The organism is Streptomyces sp. NPDC048523 (assembly GCF_043199815.1).
Classification (GTDB): domain Bacteria; phylum Actinomycetota; class Actinomycetes; order Streptomycetales; family Streptomycetaceae; genus Streptomyces.
On the sequence record NZ_JBICWQ010000006.1, the window covers coordinates 316,286 to 336,752 of the forward strand.

General features: G+C 71.7%; 21 protein-coding genes. 12 read left to right on the forward strand and 9 right to left on the reverse strand.

What is annotated here, in order from left to right; genetic code table 11:
• Window positions 1-69 precede the first annotated feature (69 nt).
• A complete protein-coding gene (locus ACGFWE_RS30730) occupies window positions 70-837 on the reverse strand; it encodes a VOC family protein (RefSeq protein ID WP_393603127.1) in 768 nt (255 codons plus the stop codon).
• 123 nt (window positions 838-960) lie between these two features.
• Here ACGFWE_RS30730 and ACGFWE_RS30735 point away from each other — a divergent pair, with 123 nt between their 5' ends.
• Window positions 961-1,608: a TetR family transcriptional regulator gene (locus ACGFWE_RS30735; protein WP_352388604.1), complete on the forward strand. Its 648-nt coding sequence runs from the start codon at window positions 961-963 to the stop codon at window positions 1,606-1,608.
• A 75-nt stretch (window positions 1,609-1,683) separates the two neighbouring features.
• Here ACGFWE_RS30735 and ACGFWE_RS30740 read toward each other — a convergent pair whose 3' ends face one another.
• On the reverse strand, window positions 1,684-2,154 hold the full coding sequence (locus ACGFWE_RS30740; RefSeq protein WP_352388606.1) for a nitroreductase/quinone reductase family protein: 471 nt from the start codon (window positions 2,152-2,154) through the stop codon (window positions 1,684-1,686).
• Window positions 2,151-3,350, reverse strand: a complete 1,200-nt coding sequence (locus ACGFWE_RS30745; RefSeq protein ID WP_393603129.1) for an acyl-CoA dehydrogenase family protein — start codon at window positions 3,348-3,350, stop codon at window positions 2,151-2,153. The genes ACGFWE_RS30740 and ACGFWE_RS30745 overlap by 4 nt, the downstream gene beginning before the upstream one ends.
• 81 nt (window positions 3,351-3,431) lie before the next feature.
• On the opposite strand from ACGFWE_RS30745, the gene ACGFWE_RS30750 reads away from it, so the two are divergent.
• The 3 genes from ACGFWE_RS30750 to ACGFWE_RS30760 all read left to right on the forward strand — a co-directional run bounded on the left by ACGFWE_RS30750 (window position 3,432) and on the right by ACGFWE_RS30760 (window position 5,984).
• Complete coding sequence (locus ACGFWE_RS30750; protein WP_393603131.1) at window positions 3,432-4,601, forward strand: acetyl-CoA acetyltransferase; 1,170 nt, start codon at window positions 3,432-3,434, stop codon at window positions 4,599-4,601.
• Between the two features lie 288 nt (window positions 4,602-4,889).
• Entirely contained in the window at window positions 4,890-5,315 is a 426-nt protein-coding gene (locus ACGFWE_RS30755; protein WP_393603133.1) for a pyridoxamine 5'-phosphate oxidase family protein, read from the forward strand.
• 3 nt (window positions 5,316-5,318) lie between these two features.
• Entirely contained in the window at window positions 5,319-5,984 is a 666-nt protein-coding gene (locus ACGFWE_RS30760; RefSeq protein ID WP_393603135.1) for a pyridoxal 5'-phosphate synthase, read from the forward strand.
• On the opposite strand, the gene ACGFWE_RS30765 is transcribed toward ACGFWE_RS30760, so the two are convergent.
• The gene (locus ACGFWE_RS30765; protein ID WP_393603137.1) at window positions 5,936-6,835 is read right to left on the reverse strand and encodes a GNAT family N-acetyltransferase; all 900 of its coding nucleotides are present in this window, start codon (window positions 6,833-6,835) and stop codon (window positions 5,936-5,938) included. The two genes, ACGFWE_RS30760 and ACGFWE_RS30765, sit on opposite strands and share 49 nt — an antisense overlap.
• 69 nt (window positions 6,836-6,904) lie before the next feature.
• Between ACGFWE_RS30765 and ACGFWE_RS30770 the strand changes: the two genes are divergently transcribed.
• Both ACGFWE_RS30770 and ACGFWE_RS30775 read left to right on the forward strand, forming a co-directional pair.
• Entirely contained in the window at window positions 6,905-7,177 is a 273-nt protein-coding gene (locus ACGFWE_RS30770) for a hypothetical protein (RefSeq protein ID WP_352388618.1), read from the forward strand.
• On the forward strand, window positions 7,174-7,566 hold the full coding sequence (locus ACGFWE_RS30775; protein ID WP_393603139.1) for a type II toxin-antitoxin system VapC family toxin: 393 nt from the start codon (window positions 7,174-7,176) through the stop codon (window positions 7,564-7,566). The genes ACGFWE_RS30770 and ACGFWE_RS30775 overlap by 4 nt, the downstream gene beginning before the upstream one ends.
• Window positions 7,567-7,580: 14 nt before the next feature.
• On the opposite strand, the gene ACGFWE_RS30780 is transcribed toward ACGFWE_RS30775, so the two are convergent.
• From ACGFWE_RS30780 to ACGFWE_RS30790, 3 genes are all read right to left on the reverse strand, one after another.
• Window positions 7,581-8,195: a GNAT family N-acetyltransferase gene (locus ACGFWE_RS30780; RefSeq protein ID WP_352388622.1), complete on the reverse strand. Its 615-nt coding sequence runs from the start codon at window positions 8,193-8,195 to the stop codon at window positions 7,581-7,583.
• Window positions 8,196-8,584: 389 nt separating this feature from the next.
• Window positions 8,585-8,998: a Zn-ribbon domain-containing OB-fold protein gene (locus ACGFWE_RS30785; RefSeq protein ID WP_352388624.1), complete on the reverse strand. Its 414-nt coding sequence runs from the start codon at window positions 8,996-8,998 to the stop codon at window positions 8,585-8,587.
• Window positions 8,998-9,444, reverse strand: coding sequence for a DoxX family membrane protein (locus tag ACGFWE_RS30790; RefSeq protein WP_352388626.1), 447 nt, complete (start codon window positions 9,442-9,444; stop codon window positions 8,998-9,000). The genes ACGFWE_RS30785 and ACGFWE_RS30790 overlap by 1 nt, the downstream gene beginning before the upstream one ends.
• Window positions 9,445-9,619: 175 nt before the next feature.
• Between ACGFWE_RS30790 and ACGFWE_RS30795 the strand changes: the two genes are divergently transcribed.
• The 5 genes from ACGFWE_RS30795 to ACGFWE_RS30815 all read left to right on the forward strand — a co-directional run bounded on the left by ACGFWE_RS30795 (window position 9,620) and on the right by ACGFWE_RS30815 (window position 17,555).
• Window positions 9,620-11,263 carry a subtype B tannase gene (locus ACGFWE_RS30795; protein ID WP_393603142.1) on the forward strand — a complete coding sequence of 548 codons (1,644 nt, stop codon included), beginning with the start codon at window positions 9,620-9,622 and terminating at the stop codon, window positions 11,261-11,263.
• 254 nt (window positions 11,264-11,517) lie between these two features.
• Window positions 11,518-12,720, forward strand: a complete 1,203-nt coding sequence (locus ACGFWE_RS30800) for a flavin-containing monooxygenase (protein WP_393603144.1) — start codon at window positions 11,518-11,520, stop codon at window positions 12,718-12,720.
• A 158-nt stretch (window positions 12,721-12,878) separates the two neighbouring features.
• Window positions 12,879-14,393, forward strand: coding sequence for an FAD-dependent oxidoreductase (locus ACGFWE_RS30805; RefSeq protein WP_352388632.1), 1,515 nt, complete (start codon window positions 12,879-12,881; stop codon window positions 14,391-14,393).
• Between the two features lie 160 nt (window positions 14,394-14,553).
• Entirely contained in the window at window positions 14,554-16,779 is a 2,226-nt protein-coding gene (locus tag ACGFWE_RS30810; RefSeq protein WP_393603146.1) for an acetate--CoA ligase family protein, read from the forward strand.
• Window positions 16,770-17,555 carry an enoyl-CoA hydratase-related protein gene (locus ACGFWE_RS30815; protein WP_352388638.1) on the forward strand — a complete coding sequence of 262 codons (786 nt, stop codon included), beginning with the start codon at window positions 16,770-16,772 and terminating at the stop codon, window positions 17,553-17,555. The genes ACGFWE_RS30810 and ACGFWE_RS30815 overlap by 10 nt, the downstream gene beginning before the upstream one ends.
• 4 nt (window positions 17,556-17,559) lie before the next feature.
• Here the strand turns inward: ACGFWE_RS30815 and ACGFWE_RS30820 are convergent, their stop codons facing one another.
• Complete coding sequence (locus tag ACGFWE_RS30820) at window positions 17,560-18,474, reverse strand: hypothetical protein (protein ID WP_393603148.1); 915 nt, start codon at window positions 18,472-18,474, stop codon at window positions 17,560-17,562.
• An 81-nt stretch (window positions 18,475-18,555) separates the two neighbouring features.
• Here ACGFWE_RS30820 and ACGFWE_RS30825 point away from each other — a divergent pair, with 81 nt between their 5' ends.
• A complete protein-coding gene (locus ACGFWE_RS30825) occupies window positions 18,556-19,134 on the forward strand; it encodes a flavin reductase family protein (RefSeq protein ID WP_352388890.1) in 579 nt (192 codons plus the stop codon).
• Here the strand turns inward: ACGFWE_RS30825 and ACGFWE_RS30830 are convergent.
• Window positions 19,131-20,438: an MFS transporter gene (locus ACGFWE_RS30830; RefSeq protein ID WP_393603150.1), complete on the reverse strand. Its 1,308-nt coding sequence runs from the start codon at window positions 20,436-20,438 to the stop codon at window positions 19,131-19,133. The genes ACGFWE_RS30825 and ACGFWE_RS30830 overlap by 4 nt on opposite strands.
• Window positions 20,439-20,467 lie beyond the last annotated feature (29 nt).

Below are 20,467 nucleotides of genomic sequence, written 5' to 3' on the forward strand. Positions count from 1 at the left end.
GCACGCGACCCTGATTCTTCCTGGCCGGAGGCCTGGTGGCGAACCCGGGGTCAAATAGGGTGTCACGTATCAAAGCGGATCCTTCAACCGCTCCGATCGTTCCAGAACGGCGAACGACGCTCCCTGATTGTCGGTGACGACGGCCACTTTTCCGTACGACGTCTCGAATGGCGGCGCCTGGACCCGTCCGCCGAGCCTGCCGACCGTCCCGAGCACCGACTCGCAGTCCTCGACCCCGAAGTGCACGAGGAAATGGGGCGGCATCTCGGCGGGGAAGACGTCGGCGACGGGGGCGCGGCCGAAGTCGGGGTGGGCCTCGGGTCCGAAGAGGGCGTCGTGGAAGAGCCCGCCGTAGAAGGTGTTGGCGGCCTCGGTGTCGCGCGCGTACAGCTCGGCCCAGGCGAAGGTGCCGGGCTCGTGCCGGGCCCCGAAGCCGGGGTGGCTGCCCGGCTCCCACAGGCCGAACACGGCCCCCTCCGGGTCCGTGACCAGGGCGGACGCGCCCAGCCCGGCGACCGGCATCGGCGCGGTGACGACCTGTCCGCCGGCCGCCCAGATCCGGTCGGCGAGGCCCTCGATGTCCGGGGTGGCGAAGTAGACCGTCCACACGGTGGGCATGCGGCCGTCCGTCTTGTGGGCGAGGGCGGCGACGGGCCGGCCCTCGTGGTGGGCCCACACCGAACCCCCTTGGGCGTCCGTACGGTCCTGGAAGGTCCACCCGAAGAGCTCGCCGTAAAACCGCTTCCCGGCGGCCACGTCGGGCAGCTGCGCGTCCACCCAGCAGGGCACGCCCTCGCCGTATCCCGTTCCGTCTGCGGATGCCCTGTTTTCGGCCATACCGTCAAAGTAACGGCGACGCACGCACCCCGCAGGACCAGGCACACCCGTCTCCCGGACCTCGCGCACCCCATTTGCAGTCGGCCGAATCGCGCTCCGATCACCCCTCGGTAAGCTGACGGCATGACAGGACAAGTGCGTACCGTCGACGGCCGTGTGGCCGGCCGGCGTGGGCAGGCGACCCGGCAGAAGCTGCTCGACTGCCTCAGCGAGATGCTCAGCTCCTCCCCTTACCGGGACGTCAAAGTCATCGATGTCGCCCGGAAGGCGGGCACTTCACCCGCGACCTTCTACCAGTACTTCCCGGACGTCGAGGGCGCCGTCCTGGAGGTCGCCGAGCAAATGGCCACCGAGGGCGGCCAGTTGACGAAGCTGCTCGACGGCCGGTCGTGGGTCGGCAAGGCGGGCTGGCAGACCGCGCAGGAACTCGTGGACGGTTTCCTCGAGTTCTGGCGCAAGAACGACGCGATCCTGCGTGTGGTCGACCTCGGGGCCGCCGAGGGCGACAAGCGCTTCTACAAGATCCGCATGAAGATCCTCAATTCGGTGAACAACTCCCTCGCGGACGCGGTCGCCGAGCTCCAGTCCAAGGGCAAGGTCGACAAGGACGTCAACCCGGCCGCGGTCGCGGGCTCCCTCGTCGCGATGCTCGCGGCGGTGGCCTCGCACCAGAAGGGCTTCCAGAGCTGGGGCGTCAAGCAGGCCGAACTCAAGCCGAATCTGGCGCTGTTGGTGCACCTGGGCGTGACGGGCAGGAAGCCGACGAAGTAGCCGGCCCTTTTTCGAGTCCTGTCTGGCGGGCGGCCGTTCACACGGGTGGACGGCCGCCTGTCGTGCGTCCGGGGGTCATCTCCGGACGATCCTGAAGAGCCGTATCTCCCGCTCGACCCGCGCCTGATAGGTGGCGTACGGCGGCCAGAACGCCAGCGCGGTCTTCCATACGGCCGCCCGCTCCTCCCCCGTCAGCAGAGTCGCCGTCACACCGATGTCCCGTCCCTTCCAGCTGACCGAGGCCTCGGGGTGGGCGAGGAGGTTGGCGGTCCAGGCGGGGTGGCCCTCGCGGCCGAAGTTGGAGCCGATGAGAATCCAGGTACGGCCGTCGTCCTCGGGCATGCAGGCGAGCGGCGTCCGGCGGGGCAGCCCGCTTCTCGCCCCCGTCGAGGTGAGGACGACCCCAGGCAGCATCTGCGCGCTGAGCAGGAACCTCCCCCGGGTGATGCGGTGCACGGCCCGGTCCAGGGCCGGGATCACATGCGGCGCGACCTTGGCGAAACCGCGCGTGGACGACACCTTCTGCACCACCCTCGCCCCGATCACACCGACACCTCCGCACCCGTGAAGAGCCGCGCCGCGTCGGCGGCGTGCGCCCGCAGCCGGTGCACCGGCCCGAAGAGCAGGTCGTCCGCGGTGGCGCGCTTGAAGTACCGCTGGGCCTCGTGCTCCCAGGTGAACCCGATGCCGCCGTGCAGCTGGATCCCTTCGGCGGCGGCGGTCCGCAGCGCGTCGAGGGCCTGGGCGAGGGCCAGCCCGCCGACCCGCTGCTCCTGGTGAACGGCGGCCCAGGCGGCGAAGTAGGCCGCGGAACGCGCCGCTTGGAGCTGTACGTACACATCGGCGAGCCGGTGCTTGACGGCCTGGAAGGACCCGATCACCCGCCCGAACTGCTCCCGCTGCCCGACATACTCGACGGTCATCTCCAGCACCCGATCGGCCGCCCCGACGGCCTCACACGCGAGGACAGCGGCGGCGGTGTCCCCGGCACGGGCGAGAGCCCCAAGGACATCGGCCGCGTCGTCGTCCCCCAGCAACTCGGCTTGAGTATCCCGTAGTTGTACGCGGGCCTGTGGGCGACTGGCATCGAGGGAGGTCTGCCGGGTCCGGACCAGCCCGGCAGCGTCCCCGGGCACGAGAAAGAGAAGGGTACGAGAGCGGGCGAACCCTCCGGCATGAGCGGCGACGAGCAGGAGACCGGCACTGTGCCCGTCGAGGACCTGACCGACCTCGCCGTACAACCGCCAGCGGGGGGCGTGGGGTTGGCTGCCACCGGATCGGCGGGCCTGGACTCCGCCCGCGCGGCCTCCGCCCGCCCAGTCACCGCTGTTGTCGCCGGTGAGTCCCAGGGCTGTTCCCGGTGGGACGGCGAGGGCTGCGGTCAATGTGCCGGAGGCCATCCGGGGCAGCAGCTCGGCGCGCTGCTTCTCCGTGCCCAGGGCCAGGACCAGCGGGGCCACGAGGACCGACGTGGCCAGCAGCGGCGTGGCCGCCAGCACCCGGCCCGTCTCCTCGCAGGCCAGCGCCAGTTCGGTCGCCGAGCAGCCCACACCGCCGTACTCCTCGGGAAGCGCCAGCCCCGGCAGTCCCAGCTGTTCGGCGAGGGTCCTCCACAGCGCCGGGTCGTAGCCGGCCGGAGTGTCGACCGCACTCCTCGACTCCTCGGGACCGCAACGCCTCCGCAGCAGTTCCCGCAACGCACGGCGCATCTCGTCCTGTTCGGCGGTGAAGCGAGCGTCCATGGCTCTTCCTCTTCCCTCCCGATCTGACGGTCCGTCATATTAGGAGCGCCCGCACCAGATGCCCAGAGGCAGGAGGCCCTCATGCCCCCCGGGAGCCGGAAAGTCGCGATCACCGGAGTGGCCCTGGCCGACTGCGGCCGCGTGGACGGCACGACCCCCTACGCCCTGCACGCCCAGGCCGCCCGCCGCGCCCTCGCCGACGCGGGCCTGGACCGCGAGCTGATCGACGGCGTGGCCTCCGCCGGCACCGGCACCCTTGCCCCCGCCGAGGTCGCCGAGTACCTGGGCCTGCGCCCCACCTGGGTCGACTCGACCTCGGTCGGCGGCTCCACCTGGGAGGTCATGGCGGCCCACGCGGCCGACGCGATCGCCGCCGGACACGCCAACGCCGTCCTGCTGGTCTACGGCTCCACGGCCCGCGCCGACATCAAGGAGGGCCGCCGCACCGGCACCCTCTCCTTCGGCGCCCGCGGCCCGCTCCAGTTCGAGGTGCCCTACGGCCACACCCTGATCGCCAAGTACGCCATGGCGGCCCGCCGCCACATGATCGAACACGGCACGACCATCGAGCAGTTGGCACAGGTGGCGGTCCAGGCCCGCGCCAACGCAGCCCTCAACCCCGACGCGATGTTCCGCGACCCGATCACCGTCGACGACGTCCTCTCCGGCCCGATGATCGCGGACCCCTTCACCAAGCTGCACTGCTGCATCCGCTCCGACGGCGGCGCCGCGGTACTGCTCACGGCCGAGGAGTACGTACGGGACTGCCGTACCGCCCCCGTCTGGGTACTCGGCACCGGGGAGTACGTCTCGCACGTCAGCATGTCCGAGTGGCCCGACTTCACCGTGTCCCCGGCGGCGGTGAGCGGACGGCTCGCCTTCGAGCGGGCCGGGGTACGGCCCGACGAGATCGAACTCGCCGAGATCTACGACGCGTTCACCTACATGACGCTGGTGACCCTGGAGGACCTCGGCTTCTGCGGGAAGGGCGAGGGCGGCGCCTTCGTGGAGAAGGGCCGGCTGCGGGTCGAGGGCGGGGACCTGCCGGTGAACACGGACGGCGGCGGACTGTCCGCCCAACACCCGGGCATGCGCGGGCTGTTCCTGCTTGTGGAGGCCGTACGGCAGCTGCGCGGCGAGGCGGGAGCACGGCAGGTACGACGCCGGGACGGGTCGGCGCCGGGGCTGGCGGTGGCGTCCGGGACGGGGGGCTGGTTCTGCTCGTCGGGGACGGTGGTGCTGGGGCGCTAGGACCGTGGGTCCTCAGGGCGGCGCTGTCCGCCCAGTTGCTGTAATCGCCGTCGACCTCGCAGGCCAGAGGGGCGGAGTCGCCCTCGCACGGGCCGTGCTTCCGCAGCCGGGCCACGGTCCCGCCCGTCGGGCGCCACCTCCACGGTGAGCCGGCGGACTCCGGGCTCGTTCCCGTCCTCGGCCGTCACGGCGAAGGGCACCAGAAAGACACCGCCGGCCCCAACTGCCCTACCGGACAGGCGAGTCACCGCATCCCCTCTCTCCGGCGGCCGACGTATTCTGGACTGTATGGCCCTGACTCGCGCACAACGTGAACAGTTCCTGGCCGAGCCGCATGTCGCCGCGCTGGCGGTCGACGCGGGAGAGGGGCGCGCGCCGCTCACCGTGCCGATCTGGTACCAGTACGAACCGGGCGGCGACCTCTGGATCCTGACCGGTGCCGACTCCCGCAAGCACGAGCTGATCCGGGCGGCCGGCCGCTTCTCCCTGCTGGTCGAGCGCGTCGAGCCCACCATCCGGTACGTCTCCGTCGAGGGGCCGGTCCTCGACACGCGGCCGGCGACCCTCGACGACCTCCGGGAGATCTCCGCCCGCTACCTGCCGGCCGAGAAGGTGGACGGGTACGTGGAGTTCGCCTCGAAGAACCACGGCGAATCGGTGATCGTCCGGATGCGGCCCGAAAGGTGGGTGACGTCCGACCTCGGTACCGTCTGAGGCATGGCAACGGATCTTCACGAGCTGCTCAGGTCACTGCGGGTGTGGGACCCGGAGGTCACCTCGCTGCCCTCCTTCGACCCGGTCGCCGCACCCGCGACCCCCCTGGACCTCTTCACCACCTGGTTCGCGGAGGCGGTGGCCGCCGGGCAGACCGAACCGCACACCATGTCCCTCGCGACGGCGGACGCGGAGGGCCGGCCGGACGTACGCACCGTGATGCTGCACGGGGCCGACGCGGACGGCTGGGCCTTCGCGAGCCACTCCCACAGCCGCAAGGGAGGGCACCTGTCGGTACGGCCGTACGCCGCCCTCGGCTTCTACTGGCCCGTCCTCGGTCGGCAGGTGCGGGTGAAGGGGCCGGTGAGCGCGGCGCCCTCCGGGGAGGCGGCGGCGGATCTGCACGCCCGCTCGACCGGCGCGCTGGCCGCCGCGCTCACCGGCCGCCAGAGCGAAGTCCTCGGCTCACTCGACGAGTTGGCGCGGGTGTCCGAGGAGGCGTGGGAGCGGGCGCAGCGGGAGCCGGGGGTGCCGGTCCCGTCCTGGACGCTGTACCGGCTGGTTCCGGACGAGGTGGAGTTCTTCCAGGGGGACGAGCGCAGGCGGCACGTACGGCTCGTCTACCGGCGTACGGATGGCGATTGGGCCCGGGAACTGCTCTGGCCCTGAAAGTCGTACACCGCGAAGTCCGCCACCGGCCGGTAACCGATGCGCTGGTAGAGGGCGTTGCTGGTCGGGTTGGCCAGGTCGGTGAAGAGCAGCACCTGGTCGGCGCCCCGCTGCCGGGCGAGCCGGCTGACCTCGGCGGTGGCGCCACCGGCGTAACCGCGGCCCCGGAGCGGGGCCGGGGTGTAGACGGGCGCCACCCTGATCTGGCCGGCGACCAGCGGGGTGAGGCCGGCCATGGAGACGGGGGTGCCGTCGGGGGCCTCCCAGAGGGTGACGCCGTCGTGGGCGAGGCGGGCGTCGGCCCAGGACTCGGCGCGCACGCCCTCGCTCTCGCCGACGTCCCGGTTGAACTCGCCGAACCAGCGGACCAGTAAGTTTCGGTCCCGCGTCCCGGCGATCCTCGGCCGCCCTTCCGGGGCCGGCCGCGGCACGGTCAGGGCGCCGAGCCGGTACAGCCGCTGCCGCCGGTACGGCACGGGCGTGGCCCCGGTGCGGCGCCGCCAGGCCCCGGCGAAACCGGCGGCGGTCGCGGCCTCGGCGCCGACGCCGGGGACGACCCGGCCCAGGACCTCCAGGTGGGCGGCGAGGGAGTCGACGCGGGCAGCGGTCAGCGGCGTGAGGTACAGCCGGTGGGGCGGGGTCCGGAAGTAGGCCCCGCGCACGCTCCCGTCCTCCTCCAGCAGCCCGAAGAAGGGCGCCTCGTCGCCGTACGCCCGGAGCCCGCGGGTGCGCAGCCCCTCGGTCACGGTGAGGAGGACGGTGTGCAGGTCCGGGCGGGAGTGCAGGAAATCTCCGGCGCGGGTGAGGAACTCTTCGAGGTCGTCGGTGGAGTGCCAGGCTGTGGGAGGCATGTCTCATGATCCTGCGCGAGGGCGCCCGGATGCGCAGTCGAATAACAAAAGTATTGTTAAAATGGATCCATGGTCACTTCTCCCGCCCCCGGCGAGGGGCCCGTTCGCCCGGTGTCCGTGTCTCTCCACGAAGGCACCATCGCCGCCCTCAGGGCGCGCACCGGCAAGCGAGGCATGTCGGCCTACGTCGAGGCCCTCATCCAGCGCCAGCTGGAACGCGACCGACTGCACGAACTCATCGCGGATGCCGAAGCCGAGCACGGCCCGGCCGACCCCGCAGCGGTCGAGGCCAAACGGGCAATCCTGCGCGGCGACGCGGCGGGCTCGGCGGACGCCGCGTGACTGGCACACTCATTCTCGACTGCGAGGGGCTGTCCAAGCTCGTACAGCGTTCCCCCGATCTCACCGAGTGGCTGGCTGCGGCGGAGGCCGAGGACATTCGCGTCGTCACGAGTTCGGTGACGCTCGTCGAGGCACGTGACCCGAAGGTCAATCAGGCGCGCTTCGACTACGCCGTCTCCCGCGTCAACATCGTTCCGCCGACCGAGGCCATGGCGCGGCACGCCAGCAAGCTCCTCGTCGCTGCCGGTCTTCACGGACACAAGTACGCCCTCGATGCGATCGTCGCCGCCACGGCGCTCTCGTCACCCGCCCCCGTGACGGTCCTGACCTCGGATCCCGAAGACCTCACCGCGTTGTGCGGATCAGGAACCCGCGTCATCAAGATCTGAGCTGGACAGGGCTCTCAACCCGAACCCTCGGCCCTTGTCGGCTCCGGGTCCGTCGCCAGCCGGGCGTGCAGGTGTACGTCCCTAAACGCGTCACGCCGTCCCGCCTCGAACATCGCGCCCCGCAGCGTGCCCTCGTAGCGGAAGCCGCAGCGTTCGGCGATGGTGCAGGAGGCCTCGTGGCCGAGGGCGTGGCCCAGTTCCAGGCGGTGCAGGCCGAGGTCGGTGAGCGCCCAGTGGGCGGCGAGGCGCAGGGCGCGGGTCGCCACGCCGTGGCCGCGGGCCTCGGGGAGCACCCAGTAGCCGACGCGGGCGGTGCGGAAGACGTGGTCGATGACGTTGACGCCGAGGTGTCCGAGGGTCGTCCCGCTCGACTCGTCCGTGATCCGGTACGACTCGCTCGTGCCCTGCGCCGCCTGCTCGGCCCTGCGCCGCATGACGGCTCGGGCGCCGTCGAGGTCGTGGATCTGGGTGAGAGGCGTGTTCCAGCGCCCGAACTCGGGGTCCAGCGAGCCGCGCAGCCAGTCCTGGGCCTGCGCGTCGGAGTCCGCGTCCCAGGCGCACAGGCGCAGGCCGTGGCCGTGCAGCGGGGTGAAGGGGCGGATGAGGTGCTGATCGTCGACGTCGGTCATCCACCCATTCAAACCGCCGCGGTCGTCCGGCGCGGCCTGAATGTCGGTAGCTCCAGCCCGGCTCTCGGGCCCTCGTGGGCGCAGTCGACGATCTCCGCCACCGCCAGGTCCCCGGCAAGACCGACGCCCGTCACTCATGGCCTGATTTTCAGTGCCCCGCCAAGGAGGGCGACCCCCGACTCCAGCCCGCCGGCAGGCCCTTACCGGCACAACCGACGACCCCGTCACTGCCAAGCCCCCACCAAGACCGACACCGCCCCGCGCGGCCTGAACTTCGGTTCCCCGCCCGAGGAGACCGCCCTCAGCCCCAGCCCGGCCCGCAGGCCCTCACCGGCGCAACCGACGAACCCCGTCACCACCAAGTCCCCAACAAGACCGACGCCCACCACTCACCCCCCAACCGCCACTGCCCTCCCGCGCGGCCTGAACTTCGGCACCCCGTCCGGAAATACCGCCTCCAGCTCCAGCCCTGCCCGCAGGTCCCCCTGCGCGCAGTCGACGATCTCCGTCATCATCCGGGGGCCCTCGGCGAGGTCGACGACGGCGGCGATGTACGGGACGCGGTCCTTGAAGGGCGGCAGGTCGTTGCGGTGGACGACGGACCAGGTGTGGAGCGTGGCGCGGCCGCTCGCCGGGGACCAGGTGACGTCCTCGCTCCAGCAGCGGGGGCAGAATTCGCGGGGGTAGTGGTGGACTTGGGCGCAGGTTCCGCAGCGCCTGAGCAGCAGGACACCTCGCGCCGCCGCGTCCCAGTAGGTCCGCGTGAAGGCGTCCGTCTCGGGGAGGTCGTACCGCGCGCCCATCAGAACCAGCCCAGCGCCGCGTCGAGCGACCACGTCTGCCAGGACATCGCGAACAGGGCCACGACCGAGATGAGGGCCATCATGGAGTTCTGCCCCTGCTCGGCCCAGTCGTGGATCATCAGGGTGAAGTAGAGGACGTTCAGCAGCAGGCCGCCGACCAGGGCGAGCGGGGTCAGGAAACCGAGGATCAGGCCCGCGCCGAGGGCGAGTTCGGCGTAGGCGACGACGTACGCCATGGCCTTGGGGCGCGGTGCGACCATCACCTCGAAGCCGCTGCGGACCGGGGTCCAGCGGTGCTTGGCGGCGATGTCCGCGGCCCAGGTGATGCCGCCGCCCTCGAACCACGTGCTCTTGTCCTTGTGCCGCCAGCTCTCCAGCCACCACAGCCCGAGTCCGATGCGCAGGACGGCCAGCCACTGCGCGCCGGTCAGCCAGATCGTGTCCATGAAATCTGACGGTACGTCAGTTCCTGAGCTCCCGGAAGAGCGCGGTCACAGTGAGAATCCTGTGCGTGCACCGGGAAACTGTGGGTCCCCCATGAATACCCCGGGATTGTTGGCAATTTTGTCGGAAGCGACGTTACGTTCGGTCCCGCCAGCGAAAACGCCGAGGGAGCCAACCGTGAAGCACAGGGCAATCAAGCGCAGGAACGTCGTCATCGGGATCGGTGCGGCAGCCGGAGCCGCGGCTGTCGGAGGCATCGCCCTGAACGCCGGCGCGGCGACCGCGAGCACCACCGCGAACGGCGACAGCGACCTCGTCTTCGACCCCGACGCCTACACGAAGCTGACGACGACCGTCACCGACACCGAGGGCACCGAGCACGCGGTCACCTACCACTTCTGGAAGGCGATCACCTACGTCTCCAAGCCGGTCGACGCGACCTACCAGTCCCTGATCGTCAGCGCGCCCGTCGAGATCGACGGCACGGCGGTCGACGCGAGCAACGCGCCGATCCTGCTCGCCAACTCCATCGGCGGCTACATGCCGTCCTCCGTGGCGGACGCCACCGGCGTCGGCGGCGGGGCCATGGGCGGCGGCGGCGCCCCCGGCGGTGCCCCCACCGGCAGCGCCGCGCCGAGCGCCTCGACCTCAGCCACGTCCACGTCCAACGCCAACCAGAACACGAACGCCACCGGTGGTGCCACGAGCAGCAACCAGCTCCTCGCCCTGGCCGCCGGGTACGTCGTCATCGAGCCCGGCGCCCGCGGCCGTACCCTCAAGAACTCCGCCGGCGAGTACTACGGCACCGCTCCCGCCGCGATCGTCGATCTCAAGGCGGCCGTGCGGTACATCAAGGCCAACAAGGGCCGCATCCCCGGCAACGTGGAGCGGATCGTCTCCGCCGGCACCAGCGCGGGCGGCGCCCTGTCCTCCCTGCTCGGCGCCTCCGGCGACAGCCCGCTCTACGACAAGCTCCTCGAGGAGATCGGCGCGGCCGACGCCTCCGACGCCGTCTTCGCGGTGGGCGCCTGGTGCCCGATCACCGACCTGGAGCACGCCGACGGCGCCTACGAGTGGAACTGGGGGACCAACGCCCTCAGCACCGGCAAGCAGGTCGACCAGACGGTCTCCAAGGACCTCCAGTCGCAGTTCGCCGAGTACCAGGCGAAGTTGCGGCTGCGCGGCCTCAAGGGCTCCGGCTTCGGCACCCTCACCGCCCGGAACTACGACGAGTACCTGCTCAAGCAGTACATGGAGCCCTCGGCCACCACCTACCTCGCGGCCCTGTCGGACTCCGACCGTGAGACCTACTTGGCGAAGAACACCTTCATCACCTGGGACGGCGAGAAGGCCGGCTTCACCTGGGACGGTTTCCTCACCCATGTGGGCGCCCGCAAGAAGACCGTGCCGGCCTTCGACGCCTTCGACCTGTCGGCCGGCGAGAACAACCTGTTCGGCGCGGGCACCACCCAGAACCGTCACTTCACGGCCTACGGCGCCAAGAACGACACCACAGGCCTCAGCTCCAGGCGGGTCGCGAGCGACATCCCCGAGAAGCTGAACCTGATGAACCCGATGTACCACCTCGTGGAGAAGGTCAACGGCAAGCGCTCCAAGCACTGGTGGATCCGCCTCGGCACCAACGACACCGACACCTCGCACGTCATCTCCGCGAACCTCGCCGCCCGCGCCGAGAACCTCGGCGACGAGGTGAACCACCTCTACTACTGGGACCAGGGCCACGGCGCCAACACCGACCCGGGCGACTTCATCACCTGGATCGCGAAGGTCACGGGCTACAAGAAGGCCAGGACGAAGTAGCCGAGAGCCGTAACGCACCCCGTACCGCGGCCCCGGTTTCCCGTCAGTCTCCGCCCGCCGCACACCACGGCGCCGAGCTCCGCAGCAGCGGGCCCGGCGCCGTGGTCTTTCCGCCATGGTCTTTTCCCTGCCCCCACAATTAGGTGACCTACGCCACAGGCCCCACCCGCCCCTCCTGCAGGCGTGATCGATCCGCAACCAATTCCCGTCTTGACCGAGACCCATCAACGCGCTGTCTGATTACGCTCGCGCTCATGGCCGACTCCACACCCGCAGACCGCCCCGAGCAGCCCGGGCAGCCCGATCGCCCCGTGTACGTCATCGGCGGCGGCCCGGCCGGGCTCTCCGTCGCGTACGCGCTGCGCTCCCGGGGCGTCCGCGCGGTCGTCCTGGAGAAGTCCGAGCACGTCGGCGCGTCCTGGCGGCGCCACTACGACCGCCTCCATCTGCACACCACGCGCCGTCTGTCGGCCCTGCCCGGCCTGCCGATGCCCCGCCGCTTCGGCCGCTGGGTCGCCCGCGACGACGTGGTGCGCTACCTGGAGAAGTACGCCGAGTTCCACGAGCTGGAGACCGTCACCGGCGTCGAGGTCTCGCGCGTCGAGCGCACCCCCGACGGCACCGGCTGGCTGCTGCACGCCACCGGCGGCCGCGAACTGACCGGCGCCGCGGTGGTCGTCGCCACCGGCTACAACCACACCCCGCTGCTGCCGGACTGGCCGGGCCGCGAGGAGTACAAGGGCGAGCTCCTGCACGCCGGCGAGTACCGCAACCCCGAGCCGTACACCGGCCGTGACGTCCTCGTCGTCGGCGTGGGCAACACCGGCGCCGAGATCGCCGTGGACCTGGTCGAGGGCGGCGCCTCGCGGGTACGACTGTCCGTGCGCACCGCCCCGCACATCGTCCGCCGCTCCACGGCAGGCTGGGCCGCGCAGTACACGGGCGTTCTCGTACGGCGGCTGCCGGTGGGCCTGGTGGACCGGCTGGCCCGGCCCATGGCGAAGCTCAGCGTGCCCGACCTGTCCGCGCACGGGCTGCCCCGCCCCGACACCGGCCTCTACAGCCGGGTCAGACAGGGCGCCATCCCGGTCCAGGACGTCGGCCTCATCGACGCGATCCGCAAGGGCAGGGTCGAGGTCGTGGCCGCGGTCGAGGGCTTCGAGGACGGCGAGGTGCTGCTCGCCGACGGCACCCGCGTCAACCCGGACGCGGTGATCGCGGCGACCGGGTACGCGCGTTCCCTGGAGGGACTCGTCGGCCACCTCGACGTCCTCGACGCGCGCGGCGGCCCGGTCGTCAACGGCGCCCACGCCCCGGAGAACGCCCCCGGCCTCTTCTTCACCGGTTACGTCACTCCCATCAGCGGCACCTTCCGCGAAGTGGCGATCGACGCGGAGAAGATCGCGAAGGCCGTCGAGAAGAACGGGGCGGGCCGGCTCTCGCGGCTGCCCGTCTGACGCGGAAAGACGGAGAACACCTCAACTCGCTTCACCGGCACTCCTGTTACATCTGTGAGAGATGTGACGGGAGCGTTGTCGTGTGCCACCGTACGGGGCCAGAATGTGAACACTTCTCATGTTCTAGCTCCACACTCTCTCCACTACGGAGGACGCACGTGGCACGCGAAAGACAGCTCCCCCAGGTCCCCCAACCCTCCCGGCTCTCCCGCCGCTCCCTGCTCGGCGGTGCCGCCGCCGCGGCCGGGGCCGCCACCCTCACCGCAACCGCCGCCTCCCCCGCCTTCGCCGCCACCCGTGACGTGGACGTCGCGATCGTGGGCGGCGGTCTCGCCGGGCTCACCGCCGCCCGTGACCTGGTCGCGGGCGGAAAGACCGTCGCCGTGCTGGAGGCCCGTGACCGGGTCGGCGGCCGGGTCCTCAACCTGCTCCTGCCGGGCGGCGGGGTCACCGAGGGCGGCGGCGAGTTCATCGGCCCCACCCAGGACCGCATCAAGGCGCTCGCGGACTCGCTCGGGGTGGGGACCTTCCCCACGTACAACACCGGCAAGAACCTCCTCTACAAGGACGGCAAGAAAACCCCCTACGCCACCGACGGCCTCCTCGGCTCGGTCCCGCCGATCGACGCGGCCGGCCTCGCCAACGCGGCGATCGTGCAGGCCTCCCTCGACGACATGGCCAAGACGATCCCGCTCGACGCGCCCTGGACCGCCCCCAAGGCCGACGAATGGGACCGGCAGACCTTCGAGAGCTGGCTGCGCGCCAACGCCGTGATCCCGTCGGCCAAGTTCCTCCTGGACGTGGCCTGCACGTCGATCTTCTCGGCCGAACCCCGCGAACTGTCCCTGCTGTTCGTCCTCTTCTACATCGCCGCCGCCGGCAACGAGACCACTCCCGGCACCCTGGAGCGCCTCACCGAGACCGCGGGCGGCGCCCAGGAACTGCGCTTCGTCGGCGGCTCCCAGCTGGTGCCGGTCAAGCTCGCCGCCACGCTGGGCGACCGCGTCATACTGAACGCCCCGGTGCGCACGATCGCCAAGTCCGGCGCGAAGTACGTCGTCACGGCCGACGGGGTCACCGTCACCGCCAAGCGGGTCGTCGTCGCCGTACCCCCGCCGCTCGCGGCCCGCATCACCTACGACCCGCTGCTGCCCGCCGCCCGCGACCAGCTCACCCAGCGCCTCCCGATGGCCTCGGTCGGCAAGGCGATCGCGATCTACGACACTCCCTTCTGGCGGGCGGACGGCCTCAACGGCCAGGTCGTCAGCGACACCGGCGTGGTCAGCTCGACCTTCGACAACTCCCCGCCGGACGCCTCCTACGGCGCCCTGATGGGCTTCATCGAGGCCGACGAGGCCCGCAAGTACGACGCGGCGAGCGAAGCGGAGGTCAAGGCGGCCGTCCTCAAGGACTACGTGACGTACTTCGGCTCGAAAGCGGCCTCCCCCACCTCCTTCGTCCTGCAACGCTGGAACAACGAGGCCTACACCCGCGGCGGTCCCGTCTCCATCGGCGCGCCCGGGGTGCTCACCCAGTACGGCCCCGCCCTGCGGGCCCCCGTCGGCGGCATCCACTGGGCCGGGACCGAGACGTCGATCCACTGGATGGGCTTCATGGACGGTGCGGTGCGGTCGGGCGAGCGGGTGGCCAAGGAGGTTCTCGCGGTGTTGTAGCCGTCGGGGGTGCCGTGGCCCGGCGCGGGTGCTGCTGTCGGCGCGGGTGCCGTGGTCCGCGTCTCAACTTTGCGTGCACGCCCGTTCCTGACACACCGTCAGTTCTGTAATCTGACTATGCGTCAGTTGTTCAGGCTGTCACACAGGAGCGGGCGGACCGATGCTTGGATCAACCCACGGCACCCTCACCACCGACTCCCGCCGGGCCCGGGTCATCGCGTGCGGCGAGCAACCCGGGCCCGCCGTCCACGGCCGGCCCGCCGAGGCCGACGATCTCGACGTCGGCGGCCGGCCGCTGTATACCGACGTCCCCGATCTGGACCGCTTCTTCCGGCCGGAGTCGGTCGCCGTGATCGGCGCCTCGGACACCGAGGGCCGCCCGAACACCGGGGTCACCCGGCAGCTGATCGACTGGGCGGAACGGGTCGGCGCCCGGCTGCACCCGGTGCACCCGACCCGCCCGGCCGTCTTCGGCATCCCCTGTGTGGCCGCCGTGTCCGAGCTGCCCGAGCAGGTCGATCTCGCCGTGCTGCTGGTCGCCGATCCTCTCCCGCTGATCGAGCAACTGGCCGAGGCCAAGGTGAAGTTCGCGGTCGTCTTCGCCTCCGGGTTCGCCGAGACCGGCGAGGAGGGAGCAGCCGCCCAGGAGCGTCTCGCGGCCGCCGTGGCGCAGTCCGGGATGCGGCTGCTGGGGCCCAACACCAACCTGAACGCGTTCTCCTCGTTCCGCGAGGACCTCGACGGTCCGGGCATCGCCCTGATCACCCAGTCCGGCCACCAGGGCCGCCCGGTGTACGCCCTCCAGGAGCTCGGCATCCGCCTCACCCACTGGGCCCCCACCGGCAACGAGGCCGATCTGGAGACCTCGGACTTCCTGTCCTACTTCGCCGAGCGCCCCGAGGTCGGCGCCATCGCCTGTTACCTGGAGGGTCTGAAGGACGGCCGTTCCTTCCTGCTCGCCGCCGACCGGGCCGCCCGCCGCAAGGTACCGGTCGTCGCGGTCAAGGTCGGCCGCACCGAGACCGGCGCCCGCACGGCCGCCTCCCACACCGGCAAACTCACCGGCGCGGACACGGTGGTGGACGCGGCCATGCGCCAGTACGGCGTGATCCGCGTCGACGGACTCGACGAACTCCAGGACACCGCCGCCCTGTTGGCCCGCGCGAAGCCGCCGCGCGCCGAGGGGGTCGTCGTCTACTCGATCTCGGGCGGCACCGGCGCGCACTTCGCCGACCTGGCGACGGAGGCGGGGCTGCGGCTGCCGCCGCTGTCCGACGCCAAGCAGGCCGAACTGCACCAGTGGATACCGGAGTTCCTGAGCGTGGCCAACCCCGTCGACAACGGCGGGCACCCGGTCGGCGACTGGCGTGGCCGGAAGATCATCGACGCGATCCTCGCCGACCCGTCGGTCGGGGTGCTGATCTGCCCGGTCACCGGGCCCTTTCCTCCCCTGAGCGACCGGCTGGTGCAGGACCTGGTGGACGCGGCCGAGCAGACCGACAAGCTGGTGTGCGTGGTGTGGGGCTCGCCCGTCGGCACCGAGCCGGCCTACCGCGAGGTCCTGCTCGGCTCGTCCCGGGTGGCCACCTTCCGCACGGTCGGCAACTGCATCACCGCCGTGCGCGCCTACCTCGACCACCACCGCTTCGTCGCCGGCTACCGCTCCCCCTTCGACGAGGCCCCGCGCACCCCGTCGCCCTCCTTCCGCAAGGCGCAGGCGCTGATGCGCCCCGGCCAGCAGCTGAGCGAGCACGCGGCGAAGCAACTGCTGCGGGCCTACGGGATCCGGGTGCCGCGCGAGCAACTGGTGACCAGCGCGGCGGCGGCCGTACGGGCGGCCGGCCTAGTGGGCTACCCGGTGGTGATGAAGGCGTCCGGGGCGAAGATCGCCCACAAGACGGAGCTCGGCCTCGTGAAGATCGGCCTGACCTCCGCGAGCCAGGTCCGGGACGCCTACCGCGAGCTGACGGACATCGCCCGCTACGAGGACGTCTCCCTGGACGGTGTCCTGGTCTGCCAGATGGTCGAGCGGGGTGTCGAGATGGTCGTCGGGGCGGCGCACGACGAGCTGTTCGGGCCGACGGTGACGGTCGGGCTCGGCGGGGTCCTGGTCGAGGTGCTGCGGGACACGGCCGTACGGGTGCCGCCCTTCGGTGAGGAGCAGGCCCGGGACATGCTCGGAGATCTGCGCGGACGGGCGCTCCTGGACGGGGTCCGGGGGCGGCCGCCCGCGGATCTCGACGCGCTCGTGGAGGTCGTGCTCCGGGTGCAGCGGATGGTGCTGGAGCTCGGGGACGAGCTCGCGGAGCTCGACATCAACCCGCTGATGGTGCTGCCCCGGGGGCAGGGGGCGGTGGCGCTGGACGCGTTGGTGGTGTGCCGGTGAGCGAGGTGACGCACACCGTCGACGGCCAGGTCTCGTACCTCACCCTGAACCGGCCCGAGGTGCTCAACGCCCTCACGCCCGGCCAACGGGACCGGCTGATCGAGCTGTTCGCGAGCGCGTCGGCCGATCCGGACGTACGGGCGGTGGTCCTCACCGGTACGGGGCGAGGCTTCTGCGCGGGCGCGGACCTGCGGGGCGCACCCGCGGCCGCGGCCCCCGGTGACGTGGCCCGGACGATCCGCCTCGGCGCCCAGCGACTGATCGCCGCCGTCCTCGACTGCGAGAAGCCGGTCATCGCGGCGGTGAACGGCACCGCGGCCGGTATCGGCGCGCATCTCGCCTTCGCCTGCGACCTGGTCCTGGCCGGCGAATCGGCGCGGTTCATCGAGGTGTTCGTACGCCGGGGCCTGGTCCCGGACGGTGGCGGCGCGTATCTCCTGACCCGTCTGCTCGGCCCTCAGCGCGCCAAGGAGCTGATGTTCTTCGGCGACGCGCTCGGCGCGGCCGACGCCGAGCGCCTGGGCCTGGTCAACCGTGTGGTGCCGGACCAGGAGTTGGACAAGGCGGCCCGCGAGTGGGCCATCCGCCTGGCCACCGGCCCGACCCGGGCCCTCGCCCTGACCAAGCAGCTCGTGAACGCCTCCCTGGACAGCGACCGTGCCACCGCGTTCGCCGCGGAGGCCGCCGCGCAGGAGATCAACATGACGACGGCGGACGCTCAGGAGGGTGTGGCGAGCTTCGTGGAGCGCAGGAGCCCCGAGTACCACGGCCGTTGACGGCTCAGTCCCGCGTCAGGATGCGCACCACCGGCGCGTCCGGGTCACCGAACGGCACGAACAGCTCGGGCGCGGCCTCACTCCCGCCGATCCTCCAGTACGTCTCGTGCCCGCATCCGCCGTCCAGCCGTACGACGACACCGGGACGTCCTCCGGAGCCGGTGGTGTAGGGGTCGTGGCCGCCCTTGCCGTCGAGCAGCCAGGTGCCGGTGCCGTCGCACACGGTGTAGGGGCGGGCGGCGTAAGGGTCGCCCGCGCCGGGCTCGAACTCGGCCGGGAGGTGGGTGAGTTGGGCCCGGCCGCCCGTGCCCAGGCGCAGGACCGCGCCGTCCTCGCCCCGCCAGACCCCGGTGACCTGCCCGGTGGACAGCGCGGGAGGCTCGTACTCGTCGACGATCCCCGTGACCGTGGCCAGCACCCCGCCGAGGAGCGTCAGGAAGAACAGGCCGACGGAGGCGAACAGCGCGGGCAGCAAGGTGCCCGACAGGCTCCGGGGCCGTCTACGCAGCCACATGAAGCCGAGCACCGGGAGCACGCCCAGGGCGGCGAAGAGCGGCGCGGTGGTGGTGAAGGGCCAGTCCCACAGCAGGGCGAGTGCGGCCCAGGCCACGCCGAGGACCGAGGTGAGGCCCAGGTGCCAGACCCACACCGGTCCCCGCGCGCGACGGGCGGCCCGGCGGGCGAGCACCTCCGCCGGCAGCACCTGGGCGAGGGCGTGCAGGAGGCCGAGGACCGGCAGGACCAGCGGTGCCACGAACAGGAGGCACAGCAGGCCGAACACGGCGAGGGCCCCGGTGGCGCCCGCGTACGCGTAGTCGTCGCCCAGCTGATCCCTGATCCACCAGATCAGTCCGATCGCCGGGAACTGCGCCGCGCACACCGCTGCGGCCTCGTGGATCCGTCTGTTGCCCCACCCCATGGCCGCAGCGTACGTCCGCCCCTTCGCGCGCCTGCCCGCCCCCTTCCCATCTGACACACCGTCAGCTTCAATGGGGATGTGATGGGACAAGCGGGGACGGCGGAAGCGGCCGTCCGTTACCTCAGGTCCGGCAGGGCCCTCGCCATGGAGGCGCTGCCCCGCCCGGAGCTGCGGTGTGTGCGCGAGGACGAGCGGGCGCCGGTCGACCCGGCCGAGTTCCGGCGTGTGCTGGGCGAGTTCGCGACCGGGGTCACGGTGATCACGGCTCCCGGTACGCCTCCCGCCGGCTTCGCCTGCCAGTCCTTCTCCTCCCTCTCCCTCGACCCACCGCTCGTCGCCTTCATGGTGGGCCGTACGTCGACGACCTGGCCGCGCGTCTCCCGGGCGGGCGTCTTCTGCGTGAACGTCCTGAGCGCGGACCAGGGCCCGCTGTGCAGGGCGTTCGCGGTGAGCGGCGCGGACAAGTTCGCGGGCGTGGCCCACGACCCGGCCCCGGTCTCCGGCTCCCCGCGCCTGGCGGGCACGCTCGCGTGGATCGACTGCACGATCCACGCGGTGCACACCGGCGGTGACCATCTCATCGTGGTGGGACGGGTGGACGCGCTGGGCACGGGCGAGGGCGAGGCCCCGCTGCTGTTCCACCGGGGGCGGTTCCTCTAGGCCGCCGCCGCCAGGGGAACGGGGACCGGCCGCCGCCGGATGACGAGCGCCATCAGCGCCGCCGCCGCGCACAGCGCTCCCGACGCGTACCAGACCATGTCGTACGTGCCGAACACGTCCCGTGCCACACCGCCGAGGAAGGCGATCAGGGCCGCGCCGACCTGGTGGGAGGCGAGGACCCAGCCGAAGACGATCGCGCTGTCGTCGCCGTACTGCTCGCGGCACAGGGCCACGGTGGGCGGGACGGTGGCGACCCAGTCGAGGCCGTAGAAGACGATGAAGAAGAGCATCGGCGGGTGGACCGAGGGGGCCAGCAGCATGGGCAGGAACAGCAGCGAGATGCCGCGCAGGGCGTAGTAGACGGCGAGCAGGCGGCGGGGCTCGAAGCGGTCGGTGAACCAGCCGGAGGCGACCGTGCCGACGACGTCGAAGACGCCGATGACCGCGAGCAGCGAGGCGGCCGCCGTCACGGGCATGCCGTGGTCGTGGGCGGCGGGCACGAAGTGGGTCTGGATCAGGCCGTTGGTGGAGGCGCCGCAGATCGCGAAGGTGCCGGCGAGCAGCCAGAAGGGGCCGGTGCGGGCGGCCTGGAAGAGGACCTTGACGGTCCGGCGGGCGGCACCGGGCACGGGTGCCGGCTTCGGCACGAACTCCTGGGCGCCGTACGGCTTCAGGCCCACGTCGGCCGGGTGGTCGCGCAGCAGCAGCCAGACGAAGGGGACGACCGCGAGGGCGGCGAGCGCGACCGTGATCGCCGCCGGACGCCAGTCGTGCTTCTCCACCATCCAGGACAGCACCGGCAGGAAGATCAGCTGGCCGGAGGCGGAGGCGGCGGTCAGGATGCCGGTGACCAGGCCGCGCCGCTCGGTGAACCAGCGGTTGGTGACGGTCGCGGCGAAGGCCAGCGCCATCGAGCCGCTGCCGAGGCCGACGAGCAGGCCCCAGTAGAGCATCAGCTGCCAGGCGGCCGTCATCCACACGGTCAGGCCCGAACCGACGGCGATCACGGTCAGCGCGACGGCGACGACCCGCCGGATGCCGAAGCGGTCCATCAGCGCCGCCGCGAAGGGCGCGGTCAGGCCGTACAGCGCGAGGTTGACGGAGACGGCCGCGCTGATGGTGCCGCGCGACCAGCCGAAGTCGTCGTGCAGGGGGTCGATGAGCAGGCCCGGCAGGGAGCGGAAGGCGGCCGCGCCGATGATCGTCACGAAGGCGACGGCGGCCACGAACCAGGCGCGGTGGATGCGTCCGGGCTGCTTCTCCGTCCCGGACGTCTGGACTGCGGCTTCGGTTGTCTGGGTCACGACATAGAGCGTGGGGCCTGTGGCCTGCC